Origin of the sequence: Solicola gregarius (assembly GCF_025790165.1) — a bacterium.
Lineage (GTDB): Bacteria > Actinomycetota > Actinomycetes > Propionibacteriales > Nocardioidaceae > Solicola > Solicola gregarius.
Genome location: NZ_CP094970.1, coordinates 3487543 through 3514223, shown reverse-complemented (window position 1 = coordinate 3514223; position 26681 = coordinate 3487543). Strand labels below are relative to the sequence as shown.

Annotated in this window: 29 protein-coding genes and 1 tRNA gene; 11 read left to right on the top strand and 19 right to left on the bottom strand. The window is 69.2% G+C overall.

Annotation, left to right across the window (positions count from 1 at the left end; all coding sequences use genetic code 11):
- The first annotated feature begins 68 nt into the window (after nucleotides 1-68).
- The 6 genes from L0C25_RS17280 to L0C25_RS17255 all read left to right on the top strand — a co-directional run bounded on the left by L0C25_RS17280 (nucleotide 69) and on the right by L0C25_RS17255 (nucleotide 5767).
- Nucleotides 69-1505, top strand: a complete 1437-nt coding sequence (locus L0C25_RS17280; RefSeq protein WP_271632938.1) for an amidase — start codon at nucleotides 69-71, stop codon at nucleotides 1503-1505.
- Nucleotides 1505-2077 (top strand): GNAT family N-acetyltransferase, encoded by a 573-nt coding sequence (locus tag L0C25_RS17275; protein WP_271632937.1) that lies wholly within the window; start codon nucleotides 1505-1507, stop codon nucleotides 2075-2077. The genes L0C25_RS17280 and L0C25_RS17275 overlap by 1 nt, the downstream gene beginning before the upstream one ends.
- A 194-nt stretch (nucleotides 2078-2271) precedes the next feature.
- On the top strand, nucleotides 2272-3303 hold the full coding sequence (locus L0C25_RS17270) for a mechanosensitive ion channel family protein (protein WP_271632936.1): 1032 nt from the start codon (nucleotides 2272-2274) through the stop codon (nucleotides 3301-3303).
- 790 nt (nucleotides 3304-4093) lie between these two features.
- Nucleotides 4094-4369 (top strand): hypothetical protein, encoded by a 276-nt coding sequence (locus L0C25_RS17265; RefSeq protein ID WP_271632935.1) that lies wholly within the window; start codon nucleotides 4094-4096, stop codon nucleotides 4367-4369.
- A gap of 93 nt (nucleotides 4370-4462) precedes the next feature.
- On the top strand, nucleotides 4463-5296 hold the full coding sequence (locus L0C25_RS17260) for a hypothetical protein (RefSeq protein WP_271632934.1): 834 nt from the start codon (nucleotides 4463-4465) through the stop codon (nucleotides 5294-5296).
- Between the two features lie 66 nt (nucleotides 5297-5362).
- Nucleotides 5363-5767, top strand: a complete 405-nt coding sequence (locus L0C25_RS17255; protein WP_271632933.1) for a globin — start codon at nucleotides 5363-5365, stop codon at nucleotides 5765-5767.
- On the opposite strand, the gene L0C25_RS17250 is transcribed toward L0C25_RS17255, so the two are convergent.
- A complete protein-coding gene (locus L0C25_RS17250; RefSeq protein ID WP_271632932.1) occupies nucleotides 5742-6143 on the bottom strand; it encodes an acyl-CoA thioesterase in 402 nt (133 codons plus the stop codon). The genes L0C25_RS17255 and L0C25_RS17250 overlap by 26 nt on opposite strands.
- Nucleotides 6136-6567, bottom strand: a complete 432-nt coding sequence (locus L0C25_RS17245) for an acyl-CoA thioesterase (protein WP_271632931.1) — start codon at nucleotides 6565-6567, stop codon at nucleotides 6136-6138. Before L0C25_RS17245 ends, L0C25_RS17250 begins: the two co-directional genes overlap by 8 nt.
- A gap of 76 nt (nucleotides 6568-6643) precedes the next feature.
- On the opposite strand from L0C25_RS17245, the gene L0C25_RS17240 reads away from it, so the two are divergent.
- Nucleotides 6644-7459: a serine hydrolase domain-containing protein gene (locus L0C25_RS17240; RefSeq protein WP_271632929.1), complete on the top strand. Its 816-nt coding sequence runs from the start codon at nucleotides 6644-6646 to the stop codon at nucleotides 7457-7459.
- A 3-nt stretch (nucleotides 7460-7462) separates the two neighbouring features.
- Here L0C25_RS17240 and L0C25_RS17235 read toward each other — a convergent pair whose 3' ends face one another.
- The 5 genes from L0C25_RS17235 to L0C25_RS17215 all read right to left on the bottom strand — a co-directional run bounded on the left by L0C25_RS17235 (nucleotide 7463) and on the right by L0C25_RS17215 (nucleotide 11855).
- Nucleotides 7463-7852: a VOC family protein gene (locus L0C25_RS17235; protein ID WP_271632927.1), complete on the bottom strand. Its 390-nt coding sequence runs from the start codon at nucleotides 7850-7852 to the stop codon at nucleotides 7463-7465.
- Between the two features lie 9 nt (nucleotides 7853-7861).
- Complete coding sequence (locus L0C25_RS17230) at nucleotides 7862-8473, bottom strand: GNAT family N-acetyltransferase (RefSeq protein ID WP_271632926.1); 612 nt, start codon at nucleotides 8471-8473, stop codon at nucleotides 7862-7864.
- A gap of 122 nt (nucleotides 8474-8595) precedes the next feature.
- Entirely contained in the window at nucleotides 8596-9354 is a 759-nt protein-coding gene (locus tag L0C25_RS17225; protein ID WP_271632925.1) for an SDR family oxidoreductase, read from the bottom strand.
- Nucleotides 9351-10574, bottom strand: coding sequence for an acetyl-CoA C-acetyltransferase (locus L0C25_RS17220; RefSeq protein WP_271632924.1), 1224 nt, complete (start codon nucleotides 10572-10574; stop codon nucleotides 9351-9353). Before L0C25_RS17220 ends, L0C25_RS17225 begins: the two co-directional genes overlap by 4 nt.
- 42 nt (nucleotides 10575-10616) lie before the next feature.
- Complete coding sequence (locus L0C25_RS17215; RefSeq protein WP_271632923.1) at nucleotides 10617-11855, bottom strand: acyl-CoA dehydrogenase family protein; 1239 nt, start codon at nucleotides 11853-11855, stop codon at nucleotides 10617-10619.
- Between the two features lie 154 nt (nucleotides 11856-12009).
- On the opposite strand from L0C25_RS17215, the gene L0C25_RS17210 reads away from it, so the two are divergent.
- Nucleotides 12010-12564 (top strand): TetR/AcrR family transcriptional regulator, encoded by a 555-nt coding sequence (locus tag L0C25_RS17210; protein WP_271632922.1) that lies wholly within the window; start codon nucleotides 12010-12012, stop codon nucleotides 12562-12564.
- Nucleotides 12565-12574: 10 nt separating this feature from the next.
- Here L0C25_RS17210 and L0C25_RS17205 read toward each other — a convergent pair whose 3' ends face one another.
- Nucleotides 12575-13108: a YceI family protein gene (locus tag L0C25_RS17205; protein WP_271632921.1), complete on the bottom strand. Its 534-nt coding sequence runs from the start codon at nucleotides 13106-13108 to the stop codon at nucleotides 12575-12577.
- Between the two features lie 92 nt (nucleotides 13109-13200).
- On the opposite strand from L0C25_RS17205, the gene L0C25_RS17200 reads away from it, so the two are divergent.
- A complete protein-coding gene (locus L0C25_RS17200) occupies nucleotides 13201-13683 on the top strand; it encodes a MarR family winged helix-turn-helix transcriptional regulator (protein ID WP_271632920.1) in 483 nt (160 codons plus the stop codon).
- 101 nt (nucleotides 13684-13784) lie between these two features.
- Here L0C25_RS17200 and ettA read toward each other — a convergent pair whose 3' ends face one another.
- The 7 genes from ettA to L0C25_RS17165 form a co-directional block, all read right to left on the bottom strand.
- Complete coding sequence (ettA, locus tag L0C25_RS17195) at nucleotides 13785-15467, bottom strand: energy-dependent translational throttle protein EttA (RefSeq protein WP_271632919.1); 1683 nt, start codon at nucleotides 15465-15467, stop codon at nucleotides 13785-13787.
- A gap of 34 nt (nucleotides 15468-15501) precedes the next feature.
- Nucleotides 15502-15978, bottom strand: a complete 477-nt coding sequence (locus L0C25_RS17190; RefSeq protein WP_271632918.1) for a single-stranded DNA-binding protein — start codon at nucleotides 15976-15978, stop codon at nucleotides 15502-15504.
- 171 nt (nucleotides 15979-16149) lie between these two features.
- Nucleotides 16150-17781, bottom strand: a complete 1632-nt coding sequence (locus tag L0C25_RS17185) for a GTPase (RefSeq protein ID WP_271632917.1) — start codon at nucleotides 17779-17781, stop codon at nucleotides 16150-16152.
- Nucleotides 17778-19490 (bottom strand): GTPase family protein, encoded by a 1713-nt coding sequence (locus L0C25_RS17180; RefSeq protein WP_271632916.1) that lies wholly within the window; start codon nucleotides 19488-19490, stop codon nucleotides 17778-17780. Before L0C25_RS17180 ends, L0C25_RS17185 begins: the two co-directional genes overlap by 4 nt.
- Before the next feature lie 169 nt (nucleotides 19491-19659).
- The gene (locus tag L0C25_RS17175; RefSeq protein ID WP_271632915.1) at nucleotides 19660-21015 is read right to left on the bottom strand and encodes a PrsW family intramembrane metalloprotease; all 1356 of its coding nucleotides are present in this window, start codon (nucleotides 21013-21015) and stop codon (nucleotides 19660-19662) included.
- Nucleotides 21012-21170, bottom strand: coding sequence for a DsbA family protein (locus L0C25_RS17170; protein ID WP_271636849.1), 159 nt, complete (start codon nucleotides 21168-21170; stop codon nucleotides 21012-21014). Before L0C25_RS17170 ends, L0C25_RS17175 begins: the two co-directional genes overlap by 4 nt.
- Nucleotides 21131-21751: a DsbA family protein gene (locus tag L0C25_RS17165; protein WP_271632914.1), complete on the bottom strand. Its 621-nt coding sequence runs from the start codon at nucleotides 21749-21751 to the stop codon at nucleotides 21131-21133. Before L0C25_RS17165 ends, L0C25_RS17170 begins: the two co-directional genes overlap by 40 nt.
- A gap of 39 nt (nucleotides 21752-21790) precedes the next feature.
- Between L0C25_RS17165 and L0C25_RS17160 the strand changes: the two genes are divergently transcribed.
- A tRNA-Arg gene (locus L0C25_RS17160) sits at nucleotides 21791-21864 on the top strand.
- A gap of 178 nt (nucleotides 21865-22042) precedes the next feature.
- Here L0C25_RS17160 and L0C25_RS17155 read toward each other — a convergent pair.
- The 3 genes from L0C25_RS17155 to L0C25_RS17145 all read right to left on the bottom strand — a co-directional run bounded on the left by L0C25_RS17155 (nucleotide 22043) and on the right by L0C25_RS17145 (nucleotide 23698).
- A complete protein-coding gene (locus L0C25_RS17155) occupies nucleotides 22043-22528 on the bottom strand; it encodes a nuclear transport factor 2 family protein (protein ID WP_271632913.1) in 486 nt (161 codons plus the stop codon).
- 65 nt (nucleotides 22529-22593) lie between these two features.
- Nucleotides 22594-23004: a helix-turn-helix domain-containing protein gene (locus tag L0C25_RS17150; RefSeq protein ID WP_271632912.1), complete on the bottom strand. Its 411-nt coding sequence runs from the start codon at nucleotides 23002-23004 to the stop codon at nucleotides 22594-22596.
- Between the two features lie 64 nt (nucleotides 23005-23068).
- Complete coding sequence (locus L0C25_RS17145; RefSeq protein WP_271632911.1) at nucleotides 23069-23698, bottom strand: LUD domain-containing protein; 630 nt, start codon at nucleotides 23696-23698, stop codon at nucleotides 23069-23071.
- A 164-nt stretch (nucleotides 23699-23862) separates the two neighbouring features.
- Between L0C25_RS17145 and sigJ the strand changes: the two genes are divergently transcribed.
- Nucleotides 23863-24798 carry an RNA polymerase sigma factor SigJ gene (gene sigJ, locus L0C25_RS17140; RefSeq protein ID WP_271632910.1) on the top strand — a complete coding sequence of 312 codons (936 nt, stop codon included), beginning with the start codon at nucleotides 23863-23865 and terminating at the stop codon, nucleotides 24796-24798.
- 16 nt (nucleotides 24799-24814) lie between these two features.
- Here sigJ and L0C25_RS17135 read toward each other — a convergent pair whose 3' ends face one another.
- On the bottom strand, nucleotides 24815-26668 hold the full coding sequence (locus tag L0C25_RS17135; RefSeq protein ID WP_271632909.1) for a S9 family peptidase: 1854 nt from the start codon (nucleotides 26666-26668) through the stop codon (nucleotides 24815-24817).
- Nucleotides 26669-26681 lie beyond the last annotated feature (13 nt).

The window sequence follows — 26681 nt, the reverse complement described above, 5'->3', positions numbered from 1 at the left end:
GTGCCGGAGCCGCGTCCCGGTCGCCGCGCTCGCCGACGTTGCGTACCCCGGGTCGTACCCTGGGGCGCATGTCCGAGATCCACGAGCTGACCGCGCTGGAGATCGCCGCGGCGTACGCCGCCGGGGAAACCGACCCGGTCGAGGTGGTGGAGCACTTCCTCGCCCGCATCGACGAGCACTCGGACACCTTCGGCGCCTTCGTGACCGTGACGGCCGATCAGGCGCGCTCCCGAGCCCGCGAGGCCGCCGCGGCGCTCGCGGAGAACGACGACGACCGGCGTACTCCCCTCACCGGAGTGCCCACGGCGTTCAAGGACCTCAACCTCACGGCGGGCGTCCGGACGACCTTCGGGTCGGCGGCCATGGAGGACTTCGTACCGAAGGTCTCCGACCAGGTCGTTGCCAACATCGAGTCCGCCGGGCTGATCGGGCTCGGCAAGACGAACACCCCCGAGTTCGGCAGCCCGTGTTACACCGAGCCCGACGTCGCACCACCCGCGCGCACGCCGTACGACCTCGAGCGCAGCGCCGGCGGGTCGTCCGGCGGCGCCGCGGCGGCAGTCTCGGCCGGGCTCGTTCCGCTCGCGCAGGGATCGGACGGCGGTGGGTCGATCCGCATCCCGGCCAGTGTGTGCGGACTCTTCGGATTGAAGCCGAGCCGAGGCCGGATCAGCGGCGCGCCGAGGTACGGCGACATCACCGGCCTGTCGACGGCCGGGCCGATCGCACAGACCGTACGCGACGCCGCCGCCATGCTCGACGTGATGGCCGGCCCCGCGGCCAGCGACCCGCTGTGGGCCGAGCGCCTCGCGCCGAGCGACACCTACCTCGCCCGATGCGACCATGACCCCGGCGCCCTGCGCATCGCCCGGTTCGCGACGCCGGTCATCGCCGAGACCGAGGTCGACCCGCAGGTCCTGTTCGCGTACGACCAGCTCAGCGAGACACTCGAGGGCCTCGGCCACACCGTCGAGGACATCGACGCGCCGTTCTCGGGTGCTGTCGTGTCGGTCTTCGAGACGATCTGGGCGGTCAGCGCGTCGATGTTCCCGGTGCCGGAGGAGCGGCAGGCACGCCTGCGTCCGCTGAGCCGCTGGCTCCGCGAGCGCGGCGCCAAGACCTCGGGTATGGAGCTCGCCAACGCCCTGCTGCGCATGAACCAGATCGCCGCCAAGGCGATCGGCGCCCTCGCTCCGTACGACGCCGTGCTGACCCCGACGCTCGCGCAGCTGCCCGCGCTCGTCGGTGGATTGCGCGACGACAACGATCCGGCGGCGGACTTCGAGGCGCAGAAGGCGTACACGCCGTTCACGTCGATGTGGAACGTCACCGGCATGCCCGCGGTGTCGGTGCCGACCGCATGGTCGACCGAGGGCCTGCCGATCGGGACGATGCTGGCCGGCCGGCCGGGTGCGGAGCACGTACTGCTCGCGTTGTCCGCACAGATCGAGGCGGCGACCTCGGTCGACGGCCGGCCGTGGAACCGTCCGCCGGTTGCGCCGTAATGGGAAGGCACGCACGATCCGACCTGCTGTCGGACGGATCGCTGAGCATCGAGTCGTGGCAGCGCGACCACATCGACTCCGTGGTCGGCTGGATCCATCCGGACGCCGAGTGGAAACAGTGGGACGGGCCGTACTTCCCGGCGCCCTCGGCTTCGGCGCGCGACTCGATGGCGACCAAGCTCGCCGAAGACCCCTGGCAGCGCGACCCGTCGACCGGTCTGCCCAAGCGCCTCGCGATCTGCGTGGACGGCCAGGCGATCGGGAGCGTCTCGTGGCACTGGGAGGATCCCACGTCGGGGTGGGTTCGGATCGGCATCGTGATCTACGACCCCGCGTACTGGAGCCGTGGCCTGGGCACGTCGGCGCTGCGACTGTGGGTCGGCTGGCTCGCCGAGCAGGACGCCGTGCACCGCATCGACCTCGTGACGTGGTCGGGCAACGAGCGGATGGTCCGGGCCGCGAGGTCGCTCGGGATGGCCGAGGAGGGCCGGCTCCGAGACGCACGGATCGTACGCGGTGAGCGCCACGACTCGGTGATCATGGGCGTCGTCACAGCGTCTCGGATTGAGTGATCCGCCGCCTTCTCGTACGGTCGGAGCGTGCCAGCCAACCTCCTAGTACCCCGTCCATCAGCGTCCGCCCTGTTGCGCGACGCCCGGACGGCCGCCTCGCGGCGTTCTCGTCGGTCGAAGATGGACCGACATCGCCTTCCCTTCTCGGCCTTGCGAGGCATCCCGCCGTACGCCGCTCACGACGGGCAACGTTGATGGACGGGGTACTAGCCGCCGACGACGCCGCAAACTGCTGGACCGGCGACGACGCCACGACGGTCTGCCGAGTCGTCCACGGCTGGACGAACAACGACACGGCCGCGGAGGTCGCGAACTGGCTGCTCGCGAAGCCGCTGTCGATCGCGACGCTGATCATCGTCTCGTTGCTCGTCCGCTGGGTCCTGCACCGGCTGATCGAGCGCTTCACCGAGCGCGCGGCGCAGGGCAAGTCGACGAGCCTGTTCCAGCGGGTGAAGAACGGCGGCGCTCCGGCCGCGGCGAAGGTCTCGGAACGCCGCGAGCAACGCACCCGCACCCTCGGGTCGGTGCTGAAGAGCATGGTCACCGGGATCGTGTTCGCGGTGATGACCGTGATGATCATCTCGGAGCTGGGCTACAACATCGCACCGCTCATCGCGAGCGCCGGCGTCCTCGGCCTGGCAGTCGCATTCGGCGCGCAGAACCTGGTCGCCGACTTCGTCTCCGGCACGTTCATGATGTTCGAGGACCAGTACGGCGTCGGCGACGAGGTCGACCTCGGCGACGCGGTCGGCACGGTCGAGGCGGTCAGCCTCCGGGTCACGCGCGTGCGCGATATCAACGGCACCGTCTGGTACGTACGGAACGGACAGATCAACCGCGTCGGCAACTCCAGCCAGAACTGGGCCCGCACCGTGCTCGACGTACGCGTGTCGTACACCGAAGACCTCACCCAGGTACGCGAGGTGCTGCACGACGTCGCGAAGGCACTGTGGCAGGACCCTGAATGGGGTGGCTACGTGCTCGAGGAGCCGGAGGTCTGGGGTGTCGAGCGGTGGGATCCCGACGCGATCGTGCTTCGGGTCGTGCTCAAGACCGCGCCCCTGAAGCAGTGGGGCGTCGCGCGGGAGATGCGCGAGCTGGTCAAGGACCGCTTCGACGCGCTCGGCATCGAGATTCCTCTCCCCCAACGGGTGCTGCACATCCAGGACGACCGCCGTCCGAGCGATCTGGCCGACGAGCCCGAGGATCCAAGCCCCGAGCGGTAGCAACGCTCGCTCGCGCGAGGGATTCGTGGCGCACATCGCGGCGGCAGGATCGTTCGCATGCTCACGCATCCGAATCCTCCCGTGTCGGCCGAGCCTGCCTCCTGGCTCGACCGCACCGCACCCATCGCGTTCGTCCTGTTGACCGTCTACACGGCGGTACGGACGGGCTGGCAACTGATGGGCTTCCCCGGCGACATGGCGCCCGGCGACATCGAGTCGGACCTGGTCGGCTTCACCGGCTGGGCGGGCGTCGCGCTGCCGCTTGCCGGAGCGGTCGCGGCGGCAGGACTGGTATACCGACCGCGCGGCCCGATCGCCCGCCGCGTGCTCCTCGTCGCCGCGCCCGCGATCGGCGTCGCCCTCGTCGCGGCCGGCGCGCTGTTCCTGCTCGACGTGATGGCGACGATCTTTCCGGGCATCGGGCTCGAGTTCCTTCCCGTCGGCATGGCCAGCCGGCTGGTGTGCATCGGGTCGGGCGTACTCCTACTGCTCGCGAGTCTCGCCTACATCCACGACGTACGTGGCGCGTGCCGGCGCTGCGGGCGTACGGACGCATGGTCGGGTCCGCTCGCCGAGACGCCCATGTGGGCGTTCGTCGCGGCGTACGTGGCCGTGGGCGGGTGTGTCGTGCGCGTGCTCGCGCAGGCCGCCGTCGGCTTCGGCGAGAATCCGTTGTCCAGCGGGCCCGCGGCGATCGCGTTCGAGGGGGGGCTTCCTGCTCGCCGGGTCGGTGCTCCCCCTCGCACTCGTGCACGGGTGGGGTCGTACGTGGCCGCGCTGGGTTCCGATCGTGTCCGGCCGTCGCATCCCGCGGTGGCTCGTGCTCGGCCCCGGTGCCGCGGTCTCGGCCGCCATCGTCGTGTACTTCGGCTCCATGCTGGTGATCATGGTCGCCGAGCGACTGCAGGGCCGGAACCCGTTCCCGCCGAGCGGCGGGCTCGACCTTCCGGAGATCTTCTTCTGGTTCGCCGTGCCCGCGTACTTCGTCTGGGGATGCGGGATGGCGGTCGCGGCAGGCGTCTACTTCCTGCGTACGCGCCCGGTGTGCCGCCGGTGCGGACGCTGACGCGGCGATCGCGGCCCCGCTCCGCATTCGGGACCGACGGCGCCGGTACAGTGCGCGATGCAAGCCGTGCCGACGCTCGAGGAGATACTCCGTATGACCAGCCAGCCCCCAACCGGTGGTGAGTGGCCGCCATCCGGTGGGCAGCCGGCCGGCCAGCAGCCGCCGTACGGCCAGCCGCCGAACCAGCCGCCCTACGGCCAGCAGCCCCCGTACGGACAACCGCCGGGCCAACCTCCGTACGGCCAGCAGCCCCCGTACGGACAACCGCCGAACCAGCCGCCCTACGGCCAGCAGCCCCCGTACGGACAACCGCCGGGCGAACCACCGAAGCGCCGGTCACGACTGCCGTTGATCATCGGCGTCGCCGTTGCGATCGTCGTGGTCGTCGTCGGCGGCCTGTTGGTCCTCGGTGCCGTCGTCGGCGACGATGACGACAGCGAGTCCGACGACGCGTTCGAGGCCTCGTCAGAGTCGGTGAAGGGTGACGGCTACACGTACCCGCTCCCGGAGGACTGGCACGACCTGACCGGCGACCTGGCGTCGGAGCAGACGTCCGCGGGCATCGATACCTTCGTCGGCGAGGAGGACGACATCGACAAGCCGCATACGAACGTGCTGGTCGAGGTCGACGAGCTGCCGAGCGAGATGAAGCTCGACGACCTGCGCGACCAGTGGCAGCAGAACGTCGCGTCTGGCCTCACCGACGCCGAGACCACGGAGCTCGACGACATCACGATCGACGGCGAGGACGCGATCGGTGTCCGGTTCGCCGGGTCCAATGCTCAGGACATCGACGTGACGCAGGAGGCGTACCTCTCGATCGTCGACCAGAAGGCGTACACCATCGCCATCTCGTACCAGACCGACGATGCCGACGACTACGACTCGTACCTCACCGGGCTGCTCGACGAGTGGACCTGGGAGTAGCGGTGCGCCGGTCTCGACGCGGAGACCGGCGGACGGGCGCTGCTGCGGGTACGCGAGAATGAGTACGTGAGTAGCGCACCCGAGGCCGGGCAGACCTTCTACGACGCGGTCGGCGGCCATGACACCTTCAAGCGCATCGTCGACCGCTTCTACGAGGGCGTCGCGACCGACCCGATCCTGCGGCCGCTCTACCCCGAGGAAGACCTCGGCCCGGCCAACCGGCGGTTTCGGATGTTCCTCGAGCAGTACTGGGGCGGCCCGACGACCTACTCGCAGGAGCGCGGTCATCCCCGGCTGCGGATGCGGCACGCTCCGTTCGCCGTGACCCCGGAGGCCAAGGACCGTTGGCTGGTGCATTTCCGTGCGGCGCTCGACGAGGTCGCGCTGCCGCCCGAGCTCGACACGCAGTTCTGGGAGTACGTGAACCACGCGGCAATGTTCATGGTCAACTCGATGACAGAATCCTCGTAACGCCTTCGCGCTCGATCGGACGCAGGGGTCGGGACCGCTGGGTCGCCGAGTCGAAGGCCACCACCGTCGTACGCGAGCGCGCGAGGGCCTCGGTGCCGTCGACGATAACGGCCTCGAGATCGAACGACGACGTACCGATGTGGGTCGCACGCGTCTCGATCACATACGGCTCCGCGCGAAACAACACGGGGCGGCGGTAGTCGACCACCGTGCGGGCGACCACGAACCCCAGCTGCTCGTCGGCGGCCACGGCCTCGGCCATCGCCATGATCCGCGCTTCCTGGAAGTACTCGAAGTACATGACGTTGTTGACATGACCGTACGCATCGACGTCGGACCAGCGAACGCAGCACGTGTAGCGATGCGGTTCAGTCATCGGCCGTCTCCTCCTCGAGGAACCGGCCGAGCAGCTCCTTCTCGTCGGCAGTCAGTCGGCGCGGCCGCTCGGCGGCGAACACGAACGGCGAGAGCCTCGTCGTCGCCCGCGAATACACCCGGCGCCCGCCGCCGTCCTCGTCGAAGATCTCGTACGCGAGCGTGAAGGTCGCGGCGCGGATCTCGGTCACCCACGTCTCGATCGTCACGGGTTCGATCCGGTACGCCAGCGGCGCCAGGAACTCGATGTCGTGCTGGACGACGACGATCCCCTCGGCCAGCTCCTCCCCGAGGGCGGAGCGTCCGTGCAGCCGCAGCAGGTCGACGCGGGCCTCCTGCAGGTAGTCGACGTAGCGGACGTTGTTGACGTGGCCGAGCGCGTCCATATCCGCCCAGCGCAATGGACATCGGTAAACCTGCCTCACGTACCGATCCTCCCAGAGATCCGCGACCCGTGGATGCGACGATCGCCACAATCCTGCTGTCGCTTAGGGTGCGGGCGTGAGAAGCCTGCAGCAGATCGACCGATGGCCCGCCGACCACGTGTCCGCCGCCGTGGTCACCCGTGACGGCGAGGTACGCGGGACCCGCGGAGACGCGGATCGCGTCTACGAGCTGGCGTCGGTGACGAAGCTCCTCACGGCGTACGCGATGTTGGTGGCACTCGAGGAGGGCGCGTTCGAGCTGGACGATCCGGCCGGCCCGCCCGGTGCGACGATCCGACATCTGCTCGCACACGCCTCCGGGCTCGACTTCGACTCGCCGGAGGTGCGTGCCGCACCCGGCGACCGGCGGATCTACTCCAACACCGGGTTCGAGGCACTCGCCCGTACCCTCACCGAGCGGTCCGAGATCGAGTTCGCGGACTACCTGCGCGAAGCCGTACTCGACCCGTTGGCCATGACGTCGACGGCGCTGGATGGATCGCCCGCCGCGGGTGCGCGCTCGAGCCTCACCGACCTGATCCGGTTCGCGACGGAGCTGCAACGTCCGACGCTCGTCGACGCCAGTACGTTCGGGGCCGCGACGACCGTCGAGTTCTCCGGCCTGGACGGCGTCCTGCCGGGCTTCGGACGGCAGCGGCCCAACGACTGGGGCCTCGGGTTCGAGCTGCGTGACGGCAAGGATCCGCACTGGACGGGCGCCTCGAGCTCACCCGAGACGTTCGGGCACTTCGGACAATCGGGCACCTTCCTCTGGGTCGACCCGCGCGCGGGAGCCGCGTGCGTCGTCCTCACCGACCGCGACTTCGGACCATGGGCCGCCGAGGCCTGGCCAGTGCTCACCGATGCGATCCTCGCGGAGCTGCGCGACTGAACTTCAGGGCGTCGTGTCGGTCGCCTCGAACAGCTCGACCGGATTGCCGCTCGGGTCGTCGACGAGTACCTGCCGCCCGGCTACGCCCTCGATGATCTCGCTCCGCCGATGCACTCCTGCGGCATCCAGGCCCGAGACCACGCTATCGAGGTCGTCGACGGGCAGCGAGAATCTGTTCCAACCGCCGGGCTCGGGGACGGTGCCGTCGGACATCGCCTGTCCACCGCCGCCGCGCCCGCTCGGTGCGCTGAGCGCGAGCCGGAGGTCGTCGTACGCGAGCATCGCGAACGAGGGCGCGGGGTGCATCACCTCGGCGAACCCGAGTCGGTCTCGGTAGAACGCGACCGCCGCATCGACGTCGTGCACGATGTAGCGGACCGTGACGGTGCCCATGCGCTCAGGCTACGCCGGATTCTGCACCTCCCACATCGCGCGCGTCAGCTCGTACTCGACCTCGCGCTGGTCCGGCTCCGGGATCGGTTCGTCCCAGGTGCCTTCGAAGGTTCGTACGTAGCGCATGCCGAGGCTCTCCATGACCCCGCGCGACGCGACGTTGACGTTCATGGTCTGGGCGATCACCCGCGCCTGCCCGACCGTCTCGAACGCGTGGCGCAGCAGTGCGCGCGACGCCTCACTCGCGAAGCCCTGGCGCCAATGCCGGCGGGCGATGCGGTAGCCGAGCTCGGCAACGCTGGGATCGTCCGGTTGGTCGGGGCCGTGTGCGGGCGGGAGCATCATCAGGCCGACGAACTCAGCGGCGCCTTCGTCTCGGGGCGGCCGTTCGGGTACGCCGCCCGACGAACGGTACGCGATCCAGAACCCGAGTCCGTCGACATTCCGACCGAGGGCCATCCGCTCCGCATGAGACTCCACGACCTCGTCGCGCGTACGCGCACGACCGAAGATGTAGCGCAGCACCTCCGCGTCGGAGTCGAGGCCGACCTCGAGCTCCAGATGACGGTCCGCGAGGGGTACGAGGCGCAATCGGTCGGTGCACAGAATCGGCTGAGGCATGGCCCAACGATGACGTGAGCAGACGGATGACGCGAGCGAGTTCTCGCCAGCCGCGCCGAGGTACGACGTCCTGCCAATAGAGGCCGGGCCAGGTGGCGGGAATCCGTACCTCGGCGAGAACCTCAGACGCCGCCGGTGAGGGTCATGCCGCCGTCCAGAACGATGTTCTGGCCGGTGATCCAGGAGGCGTCGTCGGAGAGCAGGAACGCCACCGCGGAGGCGATATCGCCCGGGTCACCGAGACGTCGCATCGGGTAGCCCGCGCTCACGTCGGCCTCCTTGCCCTCGTAGAGCAGCTTGGCGAAGTCGGTCTTGACCACCGCCGGCGCGACCGAGTTGACCCGTACGCCCGGTGCCAGCTCCACGCCGAGCTCTTCGGTCACGTGCAGCAACGCGCGTTTGGAAGCGCCGTACGCCCCCATGCCGGGCGCGGGCTTCAACCCGGCAACCGAGGCGACGTTGACGACCGAACCACCGTGCTCGCGCATCCACCGCGCGTACGCCTGTTGGGTCCACGCGAGCGCAGCGAGCACGTTGACCTGGAAGATCTTGGCGGCGGCGCCGAGGTCGAGGTCGATCATCGGCCCGTACGCGGGATTGATGCCGGTGTTGTTCACCAGATGGTCGAGTCGGCCGTACGCCTCGATCGTCTGCTCGACGGCGTCGCCCTGGTGATCGGCGTCATCGGCCTTGCCCGCGATGCCGATCGCATGGTCGGAACCGCCGAGCGACTCGACGGCCTCTGCGAGGGGCTCGGGCTTGCGAGCGGTGAGGCATACGCGGGCACCCTCGTCGACGAGCCGCCGCGCGATCGCGAACCCGATGCCGCGGCTCGCACCGGTCACCAACGCGACCCGGCCTTCGAAGCGCGCATCCGTCACGAGAGCCGCTCCAGCACCATCGCCATGCCCTGCCCGCCACCGACACACATCGTCTCGAGCCCGATCTGCTTGTCGTGGAACCCGAGCGAGTTGATCAGCGTGCTCGTGATCCGAGCGCCGGTCATCCCGAACGGGTGACCGACGGCGATCGCGCCGCCGTTGACGTTGAGCTTGTCGATGTCGATGTCCAACGCGCGTGCGGACGGGATGACCTGCGCCGCGAAGGCCTCGTTGATCTCGACCAGGTCGATGTCGTCGATCGTCATACCGGCACGGGCGAGCGCCTGCTTCGACGCCTCGACCGGCCCGAACCCCATGATCTCCGGGGACAGTGCCGTGACGCCGGTCGAGACGATCCGCGCGAGCGGAGTCAGGCCGAGCTCGGCGGCCCGCGTATCGCTCATCACGACCACCGCCGCCGCGCCGTCGTTGAGCGGGCAGCAGTTGCCCGCGGTCACCGTGCCGTCGGGCCGGAACACCGGCTTCAGCTCGGACACCTTCTCCAGCGTCACGCCGGGCCGGGGACCGTCGTCGGCGTCGACCACGGTGCCGTCGGGCAGGGTCACCGGGGTGATGTCGCGCTGCCAGAACCCGTCCGCGATCGCCTTCTCTGCGAGGTTCTGGCTGCGCACGCCGAACTCGTCCTGTTCCGCGCGGGTGATCCCCTCGCGCTGGGCGAGGTTCTCCGCGGTCTGCCCCATAGCGATGTACGCGTCGGGTAGGTCGCCGTTCTCGCGCGGGTCACGCCAGGTCTGGCCGCCCTCGGCGAAGCGCTTCGTACGAGCGAGCGCGTCGGTGAACAGCGGGTTCCTCGTCTCCTGCTCCGGGATGTAGTCGCTGTTGCCCTTCGCGAACCGGCTCACGGCCTCGACACCGGCAGAGATGAACACGTCGCCCTCGCCGGCCTTGATGGCGTGGTACGCCATGCGCGTCGTCTGCAGGCTCGACGAGCAGTAGCGAGTGATCGTCGTACCCGGCACGTCGTCGAGTCCGAGCTGGACGGCGACGATGCGGGCCATGTTGAAGCCTTGCTCGCCGCCGGGCAGCCCGCAACCGAGCATCAGGTCTTCGACCTCATGCGGGTCGAGCTCGGGAACCTTCTCCAGCGCGGCCGTGATCATCGCGGCGGAGAGGTCGTCGGGACGCATGTCCTTCAGCGATCCCTTGTTCGCTCGGCCGATCGGCGAGCGTGCGATGGAGACGATGACTGCTTCGGGCATGGGCGGTGACCAACCTTTCCTGTGGCGCTGCCACGTCGTACGTCAGAAGCCGAGCTCGCGGCCGATGAGCTCCTTCATGATCTCGTTCGAACCGGCCCAGATCTTGGTGACGCGGGCGTCGCGCCAGGCGCGGGCGACGCGGTACTCGTTCATGAAACCGTAGCCGCCGTGCAGCTGGACGCAGCTGTCGAGCACGTCGTTCTGCACCTCGGCGGACCACCACTTCGCCTTCGCGGCGTCGGTCGCGCTGAGCTCGCGCCGCCGGTGCGCCTCGACGCACTGGTCGATGAAGGCCTGGGCGACCTCGATCTTGGTGACCAGCTCGGCGAGCAGGAACTTGTTGTGCTGGAACGCACCGATCGACTGGCCGAACGCCTTGCGCTCCTTGGCGTACTCGACGGTCTCGCGAAGGATCTGCGCGGCGTGGGCGATGTTGGACACGCCCGCACCGAGCCGCTCCTGCGGCAGCCGCTCCATCATGGACACGAACCCGCGGTCGACCTCGCCGATGACCTGTTCGGGGCCGACGCGTACGTCTTCGAAGAACAGCTCGGCGGTGTCGGACTCGGTCTGGCCGACCTTGTCCAGCTTGCGACCGCGCGAGAAGCCGTTCGTTCCCGTCCATCGCGCTCGGTCGTCCGCTCCCTCCGCGGCGGCCACTCGTCCCTCGCGGCCACCACTCCGCTCGCTACCTTCCTCGCCGCTCATGCCGGCCTCGATCGCGAACAACGTGATGCCCTTGGCCTTCTTCTCCGGGCTCGTACGCGCGGCGACCACGATCAGGTCGGCGGAGTAGCCGTTGGTGATGAAGGTCTTGGACCCGTTGATCAGCCAGCCGTCGCCGTCGCGTACCGCGGTCGTCTTGAGCGCCGCGAGGTCGGAGCCGCCGGACGGTTCGGTCATCGCGATCGCGGTGAGGATCTCGCCCGAGCAGAACCCGGGCAGCCAGCGCTGCTTCTGCTCGTCGGTGCACAGGTCGACGAGGTAGGGAGCCACGATGTCGGCGTGGATGCCGACGCACGACGACAGCGCGGCGTTGACCTTGCTCAGCTCTTCGGCGAGGACGGCGTTGAAGCGGTAGTCGCCCGCGCCCGCCCCGCCGTACTCCTCGGGGACCTCGAGGCCGAGCAGGCCCTGCTTGCCCGCCTCGAGCCAGAACTCGCGCGGGATCGCGCGCGCCTCCAGGTGCTCGTCGACGTACGGGCGCGCGTGCCGGTCGAGGAACTCGCGGCAGGACGCCCGGAACGCCTCGTGATCGTCGCCGAAGATGTATCTCTGCATGACCTTGCCGTCCCCTGACTCGACGCTGACCTGACCCGACGCATGCGCCTTGACTAAGCGCTTGCTCAGGATCTAACGTCCGGGCAGGACATGTCAACGGCAGACGGGCGTGATGATGGCGGAGATCACTTCACGGACCACCTCACGCGACCGATTGATCGACGCAGCCGTCGAGGCGTTCGCCGAACGCGGGTTCCATGCGACGACGACCCGCGACATCGCGGCCCGTGCGGGAATGAGCCCGGCCGCGCTCTACGTGCACCACGCCTCGAAGGAACAGGTGCTCTACGAGGTGAGCCGGCTCGGCCACGAGGGCGCGCTCGCCGCCGTGCGCGACGCAGTCGAGGGGATCGACTCCCCCGTCGATCGACTTGCGGCGTACGTACGCGCGTTCACCTGGTGGCACGCGGAGCACCACACGCGCGCTCGCATCGTGCAGTACGAGCTCGACTCGCTGTCACCCGAGCACTACCAGGAGGTCGCGGCGATGCGCCGCGAGATCGACGACGTGCTGCGCGGCGTACTGCTCGCCGGCGTGCGCGACCGATCGTTCGACCTCGAAGAAGACGACGTCCCAGGGACGGCAGTGGCCCTGCTGTCCCTGGGTATCGACGTCTCGCGCTGGTTTCGCGACGACGGGTCCCGCTCGGCCCCCGACATAGCCGAGCGTTACGCGGAGCTCGCCGTACGCATGGCCGGCGCGCGATAGCCGGCCCGGATCAGGCCTGCAGCACGGCCTCGACGGTGAGCTGGATCGTCACCTTGTCGCCGATCATCAGCTTGTCGCCGGAGACGGGGATGTTGAAGTCGATCCCGAACTCCTTGCGGCTGATCGTTGTCGTCGCCTCGAGGCCGAGACGCGTGCCGCCCCACGGGTCGCCGCCCTCGCCGAGCACCTCGACGTCGAGCTCGACCGGCTTGGTGACGCCGCGGATCGTGAGGTCGCCCAGCGCGACGTAGGTCTCGCCCTTGTCGCGGATACCGGTCGACTGGAACGTCATCGTCGGCGTCTCGTCGACGGAGAAGAAGTCGCTGGAACGCAGGTGGTTGTCGCGATCCTCGGTGCCGGTGTTGACCGACGACAGCTCGACGGTCGCGGTCGCGCTCGAAGCGAGCCCGGTGGAGTCGGTGACGATCTCGCCCTCGAACGTCTCGAACTTGCCGCGCACCTTGCTCATCAGGTGGCGAACGGTGAACCCGACCTCCGAATGGGTCGTGTCGATCTTCCAGGTTCCGGCGGTGAACTCGGCCATGTGGCGTCTCCTTGAGGAAATTAGTTTACGCTTCAACGGTTTCTACTGTAGCGCTCATTAGTTGAGCCGTCAACTAGCGGTACCATGTACGCATGACGCAGGCACCGAGCACCTCGGATACGCACTGGCTGGACGACGATCAACAGCGCGATTGGCGCGCCTTCCTCGGTGGTTCGACCGTGCTCTTCGAGCGGCTCGACCGCGATCTGCGCGAGAGCCACAACCTGTCGATGCCGGAGTACGAGATCCTGGTCCGGCTCTCGGAGGCGCCGAGTCGCCGGATGCGAATGGCCGAGCTGGCCGCCTCGGTCGCGCAGTCGCGCAGTCGCACGACCCATACGATCGCGCGCCTGCAGAACGCCGGGCTCGTCGCCCGGGAGGCAAGCCCCGACGACGGCCGCGGCGTACTGGCGCAGCTGACCACCGCAGGCCTCAGCCGCCTCGAGGAGGCGGCCCACACCCACGTACGCGGCGTGCGCGAGTACCTGGTGGACGCGGTCTCACCGGACGACTTCGCCGCGATCGGACGCGCGTTCGACGCGATCCGGCGCGAGCTTCACGGCAAGCCCTTCTAAACGCTGACGAGAGAGTTTTGGCCCACTGACGAGAGATTGCGTACCCGGTGGCACCGGGTACGCAATCTCTCGTCAGTGGGCCAAAAACTCTCTCGTCAGCGTCAGGGGCGGGTCAGGCGGCGGTGCGTGACCCGATGGGGGCGCGCTGCCTCGACTCCGAGGCGCTCGACCTTGTTCTGCTCGTAGTCGGCGAAGTTGCCCTCGTACCAGAACCACCGCGCCGGATCGTCGTCGGTGCCCTCCCACGCCAGGATGTGGGTGGCGACCCGATCGAGGAACCACCGGTCGTGCGATACGACGACCGCGCAACCCGGGAACTCGAGTAGCGCGTCCTCCAACGACTGCAGGGTCTCGACGTCGAGATCGTTGGTGGGCTCGTCGAGCAGCAGCAGGTTGCCGCCCATCTTCAGCGTGAGTGCGAGGTTCAGCCGGTTGCGCTCACCGCCCGAGAGGACACCTGCCGGCTTCTGCTGGTCGGAGCCCTTGAAGCCGAACGACGCGACGTACGCCCGGCTCGGCACCTCGTAGTTCGCCACCTTGATGAAGTCGAGCTCGTCGGAGACGACCTGCCAGACGTTCTTGTCGGGGGCGATGCCGCCGCGACTCTGGTCGACGTAGGAGATCGAGACCGTCTTGCCGACGTCGAGGCTGCCGGAATCGGGCTTCTCCTGACCGACGATCATCCGGAACAGCGTCGACTTGCCGACGCCGTTCGGGCCGACGACGCCGACGATGCCCGCTCGCGGCAGGTTGAAGGACAGGCCGTCGAACAGCTCCCGGTCGCCGAAGCTCTTGTGCAGATCGGATGCCTCGAGGACGACATCGCCCAGCCGCGGACCGGCGGGGATGTTGATCTCCTCGAAGTCGAGCTTGCGGTTGCGCTCGGCCTCGGCGGCGAGCTCCTCGTACCGCCGGAGGCGCGCCTGGTTCTTGGTCTGGCGCGCCTTGGCGTTGGACCGCACCCACTGCAGCTCCTGCTCGAGGATCCGGGCGCGCTTGGCGTCCTTCTTGCCCTCGACGACGAGACGGTCCCGCTTCGTCTCGAGGTACGTGGAGTAGTTGCCCTCATAGGGATGGGTCTTGCCGCGGTCGAGCTCGAGGATCCACTCGGCGACGTTGTCGAGGAAGTACCGGTCGTGGGTGATCGCGAGCACCGCGCCCGGGTAGTTCGCGAGGTGCTGCTCGAGCCACTGCACGCTCTCGGCGTCGAGATGGTTGGTCGGCTCGTCGAGCAGCAGCAGGTCGGGCTGCTCCAGCAGCAGCTTGCACAGCGCGACGCGACGGCGCTCACCGCCCGACAGATGGTCTACCAGCTCGTCCGGCGGCGGACAGCGCAGCGCGTCCATGGCCTGGTCGAGACGCGAATCGAGATCCCACGCGTTGGCATGGTCGAGATCGGTCTGCAGATTGCCCATCTCGGCAAGCAGCGTGTCGTAGTCGGCGTCGGGATCGGCGAGCTCCGCGCTGATCGCGTTGAAGCGATCGAGCTTGCTCTTGACGTCGACGACGGCCTCTTCGACGTTCTCGAGCACCGTCTTGCCCTCCGTGAGCGGCGGCTCCTGCAACAGGATGCCGACCGTCGCCCCCGGATCGAGGATCGCGTCGCCGTTGTTCGGGTGCTCCAGCCCCGCCATGATCTTCAGCAGGGTCGACTTGCCGGTGCCATTGGGCCCGACCACGCCGATCTTCGCCCCGCGCAGGAACGAGAGCGTGACGTTGTCGAGGACGACCTTGTCGCCGTGGGCCTTGCGGACATTACGAAGCGTGAAGATGTACTCGGCCATGATGTCCAAGCGTAGGGGACGGCCCACGGATGCCTCAGGCCGGTGCTGGCTCGGGCATCCCGCCGTGCCGATCTGCATGCTCACCGTCGCGCGGGTGTTCGCCCGCCGGAGTCGCGGCAACCGGTGCGGCTGCGGCGAAGACCGGCTTCCCCGCGGGTCGCTCGTTGCGCCGGAACGCCGTCGTACCGCGGTTCAGGTCGTGCGCGACGGTCGTCGCGACCAGAACGTCGCGGTAATGCTGGCCGCCGTCGTCCGCCCACTTCTCCGCCTGCATCCTGCCGGTCACGATGACCGGCTCACCGCGCTGCACCGAAGCCGCGATGTTCTGTGCGAGGGTGCGCCAGGCCTTTACGGTCATCCACACCGTTTCGCGATCTCGCCACTCGCCATCACGATCGCGGAATCGCGACGTCGAACCGAGTCGGAACATCGCCCGGTCGTTGCCGTTGCCGGGCCGGAACTCGACGTCGGTACCGACGTAACCGGTGATCGTGACCTGCGCATCCTGCATGGCCTGCCTCCCAGTGCTCACCCGCCCGCGACCGCCGCGGGCTCTCGTCACCACTGTGCGGGTCCGAAGGGCGCAGGTGCGTGCGTACGCGAGCCGATGTGGATATCGTCCCGGATCACGTCCCGCTGTGGAGGAATCCCGGCGCGACGCAGGCGCGCCCCGCTGTAGAAGCTAGCCGCGGCCGTCCAGCGCCGCGCGCAGGCCTGCTCGGGTTGCGTCGTAGGCGTGCAGCTCCTTGTCGACCGGAGCGATGATCTGCTCATCGGCGACCCGGGCGATCGACTGACGTAGCGCCGCATCGGCCTCGCGCGCCCGGCGCTTTGCGGACGTGCCGACGGCGATCCTCGAAACGATCCCGAGCACGATGCCCACGACGAGCGCGCCGCCGGCCACGATCAGCGGAACCGACACGCCACCGACCTCGGGGTCGGGCAGGCCCGTGCCGTCGGAGACCGTGACGGCGATCCACCACGCGAGCCCGACGACGACCCCGAGCAGCAACAGCCACTGCACGATGTTCACGATGCGCATCCAGAGCGGGGGCTTCGTCAGACCCAGGTCGGCCGACTCGACCGCGTGGTCGACGGCGTCCACGATCTCACCGCTCCGGCCGGTCGTGGCGGAGCGCACCGCCCGCACCCACGGCTGGGTGAGGGTGCTCGTGGTGTTCTCTGCGAGCTCGCGTACGGCGGAATCGGCGTGGCCGCGCTGTGCCCGCAGCTCGGGCATGGACGCGTGCACCAACGCCGCGGATGACATGTCGCCGTCGCCGCCGATGCGATGACCGGGATCGGTGCGTGGCCGCGTGACCAACCGCATGAGCGGCCAGCTCGTCATTCGCGCGCCGCGCTCGACCGCGATCGAGCGCACCAGCTCGACCACCGAAGGGACCCCGACGCTGTCGGCGAGGCCATCGCGGAACGCCGCCCGCTCGCTCTCCCCGATGACCGGAGTCTCGACCGTGCCGCTCACCGCCGCGAGCTGTTCGGCCACCGGGCGTACGTCGGCGCCGATCCGCCCGCGCGCCGCCTGCTTCTCGCGGATGCGCTTCACCAGCATGCGCCGCAGGTCGTCGAGTCCCTGGCCGGTGACGGTCGACGTGGTGAGCACGATGGGGTCGGGAACCCCGTCGTTCACCAGCAGCCGGCGTACGTCGGCGACCGCCGCGTCACGCTTGTCCGCAGGAATCAGATCGATCTGGTTGAGCACGACGATCATCACGTCGCTGTGCGTGGCGTACGGCTTCAGGTAACGCTCGTGGATCGCCGCGTCGGCGTACTTCTGGGGATCGAGCACCCACACCAGCAGATCGGCGTACTCGACCAAGCGGTCGACCTCGAGGTGGTGGGCGACCTCGGTCGAGTCGTGGTCGGGCAGATCGAGGAGTACGAGACCGCGCAGGTTGGTGTCGTCGCTCGAGGTGTCGAGCATGCTCATCCGCGACACCTGCTGGCGCGCGGGAATGCCGATCCAGTCGAGGATGTCGGACGCACCCTCGGGGCCCCAGGCGCACGCGAGTGCCCACGACGTCGTCGGGCGCTTGACGCCGACGCCCGCGATCTCCAGATCGCTGAGCTTGTTGAACAGCGACGACTTGCCCGAACCGGTCGCTCCGGCAAGCGCCACGATCGTGTGCTCACTCGACAGCCGCAAGCGCGCGTTGGCGTGTTCGACGACGGTGTTGGCCGGGTCGAGCAGCTCGTCGTCGAGCCGCCCACGGCTCGCATCGACGGCCCGCGACAGTCCCGACACGCGTACCGACACGTCGGCACGTTCGTTCGCGAGAACCTCACCCGCGCTCAAAGGCGTTCCCTTCCTGGATTCATCCGGGCATCGTCCACCCCGCGGGCCGCACCACGCAGGGCGTCGTACGCGCCCCGGCGTGGGGCGTTGGCGGCGAGTACGTCGAGGTGCCGACGCTGCTCGTCGGCGAACAGCGTACGCACTCGGCGGTGCAACTCCGACTCCGCGGTCTTCGCGAGAGTCGTGACCGTCTGCTCGCCGAGGATCGAGTCGAGCAGCTGGCGCGCCGCTGCGGTGGTCGGATCGGTCGTCGTTGCCTGCTGGGTGAACACCACCATCGCGAGTGCGGCCGCGACGCCGTCGACACCGAGAGCGAGGAAACCCCCGCTGAGCCGCTTCTCCGCGGCCTCGGCACGTACGAGCGATCGGGTCCACTCCTGCCATTCGCGAGCGGCCCATGCCGCGCGGGAGCGAAACTCCGGCGTGGCACGGTCGAGCGCGACGTCGGCGTTCTCCAGCAGGGCGTGGCCCGCAGTCGACGCGGCCCATGAGCGGTCGACCCGCTCGGCGGCCTGCTCGGCGTACTGGACGAGTACGGTGCCGAGCGTCTGCTCGACGGCCTCGCTGACGTCGATCGCCGCACTGCGACGGCCGCGGAAGGAGTTGACCATGCGCTCGCGAATGCGGCCGACCTTCTCCTCGAGCGAACGCATGAACTCACCGGTGCCGACGAACGACTGCCAGCGCGCGCCGACCTCGCCGGTCAGCAGCGAGCCATCGGAGACCGCCCGCATGACGTCTGCCTCGGCCTGCCGGTAGCCGCGCTCGACCTGCGTACGCAGCTCCCCGGCCGCCTCCTCCTGCGCCGCAACGGCGTCGGCGATCTCGTGCGAGCTGAAGACGGTCTGCCGGATCGCGCCGTCGAGCGTCTGCGAGATGACCGACGTACGAGCCGTGTCGTCGGAGGCGAGGTCGTGCATCCACCGGCGGACCTCGCCGATGACGCCCCGGGTGAGGAGCCCGTCTTCGTCGAGGTCGGTCTCCGGGACGATGAACAGCGGCGAGTCGCGCAGGCCGCGGGCACTCATCATCCGGGCGAGGTGGCCGCGTACCTCCAGAGCCGCGTCGGGCAGGGTGCGGTCGAGTACGACGGCGACCGACGCGCCACGTTTGCCGGCGCCCTGCAGGAACTCCCACGGCACCTGGTCGGCGTAGCGGGCCGCCGACGTCACGAAGAGCCACAGGTCGGCGGCCGCGAGAAGCTGCCCGGCGAGGGCGCGGTTCTCGCGGTCGACCGAGTCGACGTCGGGTGCGTCGAGGATGGCGATGCCGCGCGGGAGCAGCTCGGTCGCGACGAGATGCATCGCGCCCGGGCCCGCCGACGGGCTGGACGTACGCTCCAGGTCGGGAAGGATGCGCTCGGGCGCGAACCACTCCGCGTCGAGGGGATGGTGCACCAGCACGGGCGACTTCGTCGTCGGCCGGAGCACCCCGACCTCCGAGACGGCCTGGCCGACGATCGAGTTGACCAGCGTGGACTTGCCTGCACCGGTCGAGCCACCGACCACCGTGAGCAGTGGTGCGTCGAGTTGTACGAGGCGCGGAAGGATGTAGTCCTCGAGCTGGTCGACGGTCGTCGAGCGGAGCTCACGGAGGGTGACGGCGTCGTCGGTCTCGAGACCCAGGGAGGCCGAACCGACCGCTTCGCGCAGCCGTACCAGGGCAGCGAGCAGCTCAGGCGACGACCGCACCGCTACCTCGCTCCGCATCCTTCGCCTCCATCACGACCAACGCGTGTGTCTGGCGCACCCAGCATTAGTACGTTCACTGTAGTAGAGATCGGCATGGTGGACCTAAGTCGGGACTACAACACGCGTCACAAGGGTCACACGCCGACCCGCTTCTGTCGCCTCGAATCGGCGCCGGATGGCCGGCGCGTCACCTGCGCCGAGGCGGGCCCGGCGGGCGGTACGGCGCCGGTGGAGGCGGGTACGGCGGGGATGTCACCTGCTGTGGTGCCTGCCAGGTCGTCGGAGGCGGCTGGTGCCACGCCGGAGGCGGGTAGCCCCACGCCGGGCTGCGAACCGCGCGCGGCAGCCGCTTGACGATCCGAACCGGTGGCGGCAGCACGATCCGCGGTCGTACCAGCGTCATCGCCGCGCGCATCGCATCGACGCGCTCGACTGCGTGGTACTTCGGGCGTCCGCGCATCACGCCGTCGTACAGGAATGCCGTCTCGCACGCCAGCTTCTGGTAGCGCCGCACCGCATGCGCCGCATCGTCGCCGGACGCGCGCTTGGCGTACGCGCGAGCGCGCGAGCGCAACCCGAGGCGGGCGAGATACGGCACCTCGTCCACGTGCAGCCAACCGCGGCGCCGCGCCATGTCGGTCAGCGCCTCCCACAGCAGGCGACCCTCGTTTCGGCGCGCGATCATCGCCCAGGTGATCAGCCCGCCGAGGAGCGTCAGCATGCCGACGTACGCGACCAGGAGCAGCCCGGGCTCGCCCGTGGACGCGGCGGCGTTCCAGCTGCCGTGCGCGAGCATTCCGGCGCCGATACCGATGACGGGGAAGACCACCCGCGCAATGGGCTTGCGAGCGAGCGTCGCCATCGCGAGCCCGACGCCGAAGAGGCTGGTGAAGATCGGGTGCATGAACGGCGTCATCAACCCTCTGCCGAAGAAGGTTCCGGTAGCGCCGAGGGTGCCCGGGATGTCGACCTCGGATGCGGCCATGTACGCCGACGTGTAGTAGAGGACGTTCTCGGTGAAGGCGAAGCCGAGCGCCGCGACGCCCGCGTACACGAACCCGTCGACCATGCCGTCGATGACGCGGCGTCGGCGAAGCAGCGTGAACAGCAGGAAGACGCCCTTCGCAGGTTCCTCGAGCAGGGGCGCGAGGTAGACCGCCGACGTGTGCATCGACGGCTCCCACACCTTCTCGATGGGCACCTGGACCAGGAGCACGATCGTGACGGCACCGAACGCGCCCCACACGAACGCCGAGCCGAGGTAGCGGCGGGGCTCGGGCTCATAGCTGTCGAGCCAAAGGTAGACGCCGACGAGCACCGGGACGGGTAAGGCGGCGTAGAGAAGCGCAAGCGCGACGCTCTCGACATCCGCCCCACCCTTCTGGGTGAGGTAGACGATGCCGCCGACGAGCCCGACCGCGGCGGCCGCGCACATCAGTACGGTGAGCAGCGTTCGGCCCGACTGGTGGAGCGGGTCGTCGAGCTCGCCGGCCCGGGTGCCGGGTCGACCGGGAGAGTCGGGCCGTGGCTGCGAACTGCTCACGCGGCCGCCTTCTCGACGAGCGACTCGATGTCGTCGAGATCGTCGACGTCGACGGTCTCGCCGTCGATGCGGACCGTGGGCGTGAACTCGACGCCGTCGTCGGAGGCGTCGGACGTCACCTTGTCGACCCAGCCGTCGTGCGTACCGTCGTCGATGCAGTCGGCGACCGCCCTGTTGTCGGTGCCCGACTCGACGGCGATGTCCGCCAGCCCGGCGTCGGCGTACTCCCCGCGAACATCCGGTCATGGAAGTCGACGAACACCTTGCGACCGGCCCCGTCGAGTACGCACGCCATCGCGTTCACCGGCGCAACGGAGTCGTCGCTGATCAGTGCGATCGGGCGATACTCCAAGGTGATGTCGCCTCGATCGGCCGCCTCCTGCAGGAACTCGCCGTGCTCGGTCTCGAAGTCCCGGCAGTGCGGGCACAATGGATCCTCGTACACGACCACTTCGACGGCGTCACCCGATGCTTGGTTCGCCGCGGGATACAGAACGCCGCCCTGCGCCGTCACACCGTCGGGCGTGACGACGGGCTCGTCCTTGTTCAGCCAGCTGATCAGGAACACGACGACGGCGACGGCCGCGACGGCGGCGACGGCGATGACCACCGTGCGGACCGTACGCCTGCGCTTCTCGAACTGCTCGTGCTCGCGTCGCTCCGCCTCTGCACGCGCGAGGCGCTCGCGCTTCTGCTTCTTCGTCGCCAATGTCGCCCCGCCTCCACGTGCCGCCATCGGCCGCTGCCCGGTGCAGCGGCTAGGCTTCGTACGCCAGCGCCCGTAGCTCAGCTGGATAGAGCAGTGGACTTCTAATCCACCGGTCGCAGGTTCGAATCCTGCCGGGCGCGCCCATTATCGCGGGTACGTCTGAAGCGATGGGACACCAGCCCGTCGCTGCCCGCTCTGGGATCATATCCGGCAGGTAATGCTCCGCCGCAGCCCATGCCGCCCCGGTCGGGCGAGCATTGTGGAAGCCGGCTCCCGGTGAACGTGGGCATGCCGGGAACGGGCCGACGGAGGGGCCGCCTACCGGGCGGGTGCGCTCTCCTCGCCGGGCTGGTAGTCGGTGTCCCAGGCGACCTCAGGGGAGCCCGTGAGCGGGTTGGTGTCGAAGTAGCGGACCTCGTAGACGCGCTCGCTGAACCTCCACCCGTCAGGCGTGCGTCGGTAGCGGTCGTGGAAGAGCGCGTGGTTGACGACCGACCGGCCGTCCCGTTGACGTCCGAGCTCGAAGACCAGGGCGCGACCGGTCGCGGTGTCGCCGTCGACCTGGATCGAGCCCGGGTGGGTGTTCTGCACGAAGAACTCCCAGTTTTCGGCCAGCTGCTCGTTGCCGGATCGGATCGCCTCCCATCCCACGAGCTCGATGTCGACTTCGGGGATTCGGTAAACGGCGTCAGTGGTGTACAGCGACATCAGGCGATCAACGTCGTGCATCATGGCGGCATCGGTGAACTCCGCTTGCAGCGCCTGGATCTCGGCGCGGTCTGCGATGGCCTGGAGGTCGTTCATGGTGACGTCTTCCTTCCGGAATCGGCCGGCCGACCTGTTGTCGGCCGGAAACTTGTGATGTGGACTCAGAGCTCGGTCAGCAACGCGCGGGCACGAGCGGCGACCTGGTTGAGCACTCGCGTGGTGGCCGCCACGTCGTCCTCGGGAAGGCCTTCCCAGACGGGCCGGGTCGCCTCGGTGATCCGAGCCTGCATCCGGTCGAGGAGCTCGCGCCCGGCGTCGGTGAGAACGCCTTCGTCGAGCAGTCCGCGCGCGGTCAGTGCGGCGACATGGTCGTCTGCGCCAGTGAACTGGGCCCGGTCGCGCGCGGCGTCCGCCAGACCGGCGGCATCCACCGTGCCGTCGAGCAGTCCCGAGAGGCGGAGTGTCACCCACTGTGGTTCGCTGAGGTCGGTGCCGGCGAGCAGGCGTCGCAGAACGGCGTTGAGTGACTTCTCCGTCTCTCCGATGAGTCGTGGTCCTAGTGGTGTTTCCATGGCAGTCCTTCTCTGGTCGACGGCCGTTGGCCGATCTCGGCCCGGTCGCCTCTGGTGGTGTCGGTCAGAACCCGATCGCTTCGCGGAGCAGCAGGACGGTGCCACGCCCGGGGTGTGGCTCTGCATTGAGGATGAGCATGCGATTGAGCGCACTGGGCACCCCGTACGCCTGCATCGCACGTTCGTTCTCCAGCGGGAGGCAGTGGTTTTCGACCCGGCTCAGCGCGGTGCTCAGGTCGGGCACCACCTTCTGTGCTCCGACGACCCAGATCGCCCGGGCAGCGGCGCCGGCGTAGCCCGGCAGCTGGCTGCCGCTGGCCGAGGCTGTCACCAGGGAGCCGGTCTCGGTGACCGCGTGGACGCTGCCCACGATGACGTCTGGGCACGCGATCATCCGCCAGATCTCGGCCACCTGGGTCGCGCGGTCCATGGAGGAGCTTCGTGCCTTGACCGACTCGTATCGCCCGCTGCCGTTGATGTCCTCGTCGATGCCGGACAGGCGGAGCGTCTCGCTGGCCCCGGTGAACACAGTGGCGCCCTCGGGGATCAGGTGCTCGACGCGGGCACGCGCCCCGGCAGCGTCATCGAGGATCTCCACGCCGAAGTTCGCCTCCTCGAGCGCGGTCGCCGCTCGCTTCAGGCGCTCGTCGGGTGCCGGTTCGGTGAACAGTGTTGGCGGAACCGTGCTTGTCATGGTGCCTCCTGGCTTGTGGGTGGCAGGTCGCCGAGTGGTGGGTTGCTCTCACCGGTACGACAACGCACCTCGCCAGAACGTCAGGCGAGGCGCCGACCTCACGTTCGGGTGCGTTGTCTTGTCAAGGTTGTGAGGGCAGATGCGACCGAGAGGCTGATGACACGATGACCACCGAATGGGGCCCGGGGCACGACCCGGCCGATCCTGGCCTGGGCGTGATCATGAGCGAGCGGCGCCAGCTGCTCAACCTCGCCTACCGGCTTCTCGGCTCGCTCGCCGATGCCGAGGACGCCGTGCAGGAGACGTACGCCCGTTGGTACGCCATGTCCCGGCAACAGCAGGCGGCCATCGAGGTCCCCGGCGCCTGGCTGACCAGGGTCGCCAGCCGAATCTGCCTCAACCTGCTCGGCTCGGCACGGGCGAGACGCGAGAGCTACGTCGGTGAATGGATCCCCGAGCCGCTGCCGAAACGTAGCGAGTGGATCTGTGGGCCGGCGAGTGACAGCACCGGCGACCCAGCGGACCGGATCACCCTCGACGAGTCGGTCAACATGGCGTTCCTCGTCGTACTCGACTCGATGACCCCGGCCGAGCGGGTCGCCTTCATCCTCCACGACGTCTTCCGCTACCCCTACGCAGAGGTGGCCGAGATCGTCGGCCGCACGCCGGCGGCGTGCCGCCAGCTCGCCTCGTCCGCGCGGCGTCGCATCCGCACGTCGCACGGTGCGACTCCACCGGCCCAGCAGGCCGAGATCGTCCGCGAGTTCAAGCGGGCATGGGAGAACAAGGACATCGACGCCCTCATCGGACTCCTCGACCCCAACGCCACGGCGATCGCCGACAGCGGCGGCATGGCCACCAGCTTCCTGCAGCCCATCGAGGGCGGCGAGCAGGTCGCGCGCGCCTGGGTCGAGATCGCGCACCGCACGCCCAGCACCATGACCTTCGTGGAGCGCACGGTCAACGGCCAGGCAGGCATCGTCGCCCGGCAGGCCGACGAGACCGTGACGGTGTTCGCCTTCGACATTGCAGACGACCGGGTCAAGCACATCTGGGTCGTACGAAATCCCGAGAAGCTCCGGCCATGGGTGACCGGATGACGCCGGCCGCCGGACGTCAGCCCGTCGGTGTCTCTTGCGTGGCGGCGTCCCACCGAAGTCCGGCGAGCGTCCGCTCCACGAAGTGGAGCATCCGCGCCTGACCGTGCTCGAGCGCACCGAGTCCGGTCGGCTCGTGGCCCGCATCGAACCAGTCGATGACGACGTCGCCGCCGCTCGCGCGCAGCGCATCGGCATAGCGCTGTGCCTGCGCCGCAGGCGTCCGGGTGTCCCGTGCACCTTGGTAAAGCCAGGCGGAGGCGGTCACCCGGTCGACGAGGTTGATCGCCGAGTAGCGCGCGAGGATGTCCGGGACCTCGTCGGGCGCCCCGCCGAGGAAGCCGGTCCACGCCGAGCGCAGTGCCGGGTTCATGTCGTCGTACGCCGTCCGCCAGTCCGCCATCGCGACATGGGCGAGTCCTCCGGCGAACATCGTGGGAAGCCGGGCGATCGAGAGCAGGGTCAGGTGCCCGCCGTACGACGCGCCCGTGATGAACGTGGAGTCCGGTGTGGCGAGTCCCTGCCCGCGCAGCCAGCACACGGCGGACTCGATGTCCTCGATCTCGCGATCGCCCCCGACGGCCCAGAAGCCCTCCCGGAACGTACGCCCGAAGCACACCGAGCCTCGATAGTTCAACGAGGCGTACGCGAACCCGGCATCGAGCCACGCCTGTGCCGACGGGTTGAAGCCATCGACGGCGACGAGGTTCGGGCCGCCGTGGACCTCGAGCACGGTGCCGCGGGGCTCCGCATCGGGCCGCGCCCACCAGAGCTGGATCCGGGTGCCGTCCTCGCTCTCGATCATCGAGGACGTGAGTCGGCGCCCAGCGGGCACCGCCGCCGGTGGGAGCAGAACCTGCGCGCCTCGGCCCGCCCGGTGCGTACGAACGTGCAGCGGCAGGTCCCATCGTGACCCGACGACCCGTACCTCTCCGTCGGGCGTGAAGTACGAACCGGAGTAGGTGGGATAGACATTTGCGACGTCAGGGTTCACGTAGCTCCCGTCGCCGTCGCCGAGCACCGACACCGCCGACCCGTCGTCTGCCAGGAGCAACAGGCGCTGTACGCCGTCGTCGACATGAACCGCGAGGATGCTGCCCGAGTCAGCGTGCCAGTCGAGCGCCATCACCTCGCCGCTCAGCGCCGGGAGATCGATGTCGACCCGGTCACCGGTGAGCGGGTTCCAGATCGCCGGGCGCGCGAAGCCCGAGCGCTCCGTCGAGATCAGCACCCGCGGGTCGCCGCTCCGGCCGGAGAACCGCACGGCCCTGATCGGACCGGCCGGCAGGTCGTCGAGCACCGCCACCTCGCGGCCGTCCCGGGTCTCGAGCACCGTCACCGCCGGCCGGCGTACCCCCGGACAGTGGTCGGTCGTGTCGATGCACGCGAGCGAGCCGTCGGCGGAGAGGTGGCCGTACCAGGCCTCGTTCGGCGACGAGAAGAGCGTACGAGCGCTCCCCCACGGTGCCGCCGGGATCACCAGCAGGTGGTATCCGTCGTCATCGACCACGGTCGCGGCGAGCCGGGTCGCATCCGCGCTGAACTCGAGCCCCCGGAGCACGTACGCGGCGCGCTCGGGTGCGAGCCGTACCGGCTCGCCCGACCCGACGGGCATCGCCTGCAGGAAGCCGACCTCGGACCCGCCGTTGTCGTCGAGGTCGACGACCCAGCGCCCATCCGGAGATAGCACGGCACCGAGCCCGACCGCGAACGGCAGCGGCTCGCCGGGCACCTCCGACGCGGCGTCCCAGATCCTGCCGTACGACCCGTCGCTGCCCTCTTCCACGACGAGGCTCAGGCCAGCGTCGCCGGCTGCGGGTCGTACGGTCGCGAGCTGCGGCCCGGCGAACCAGGACCGCCAGTCGCGGCTCACTCGCTCCTCCCAC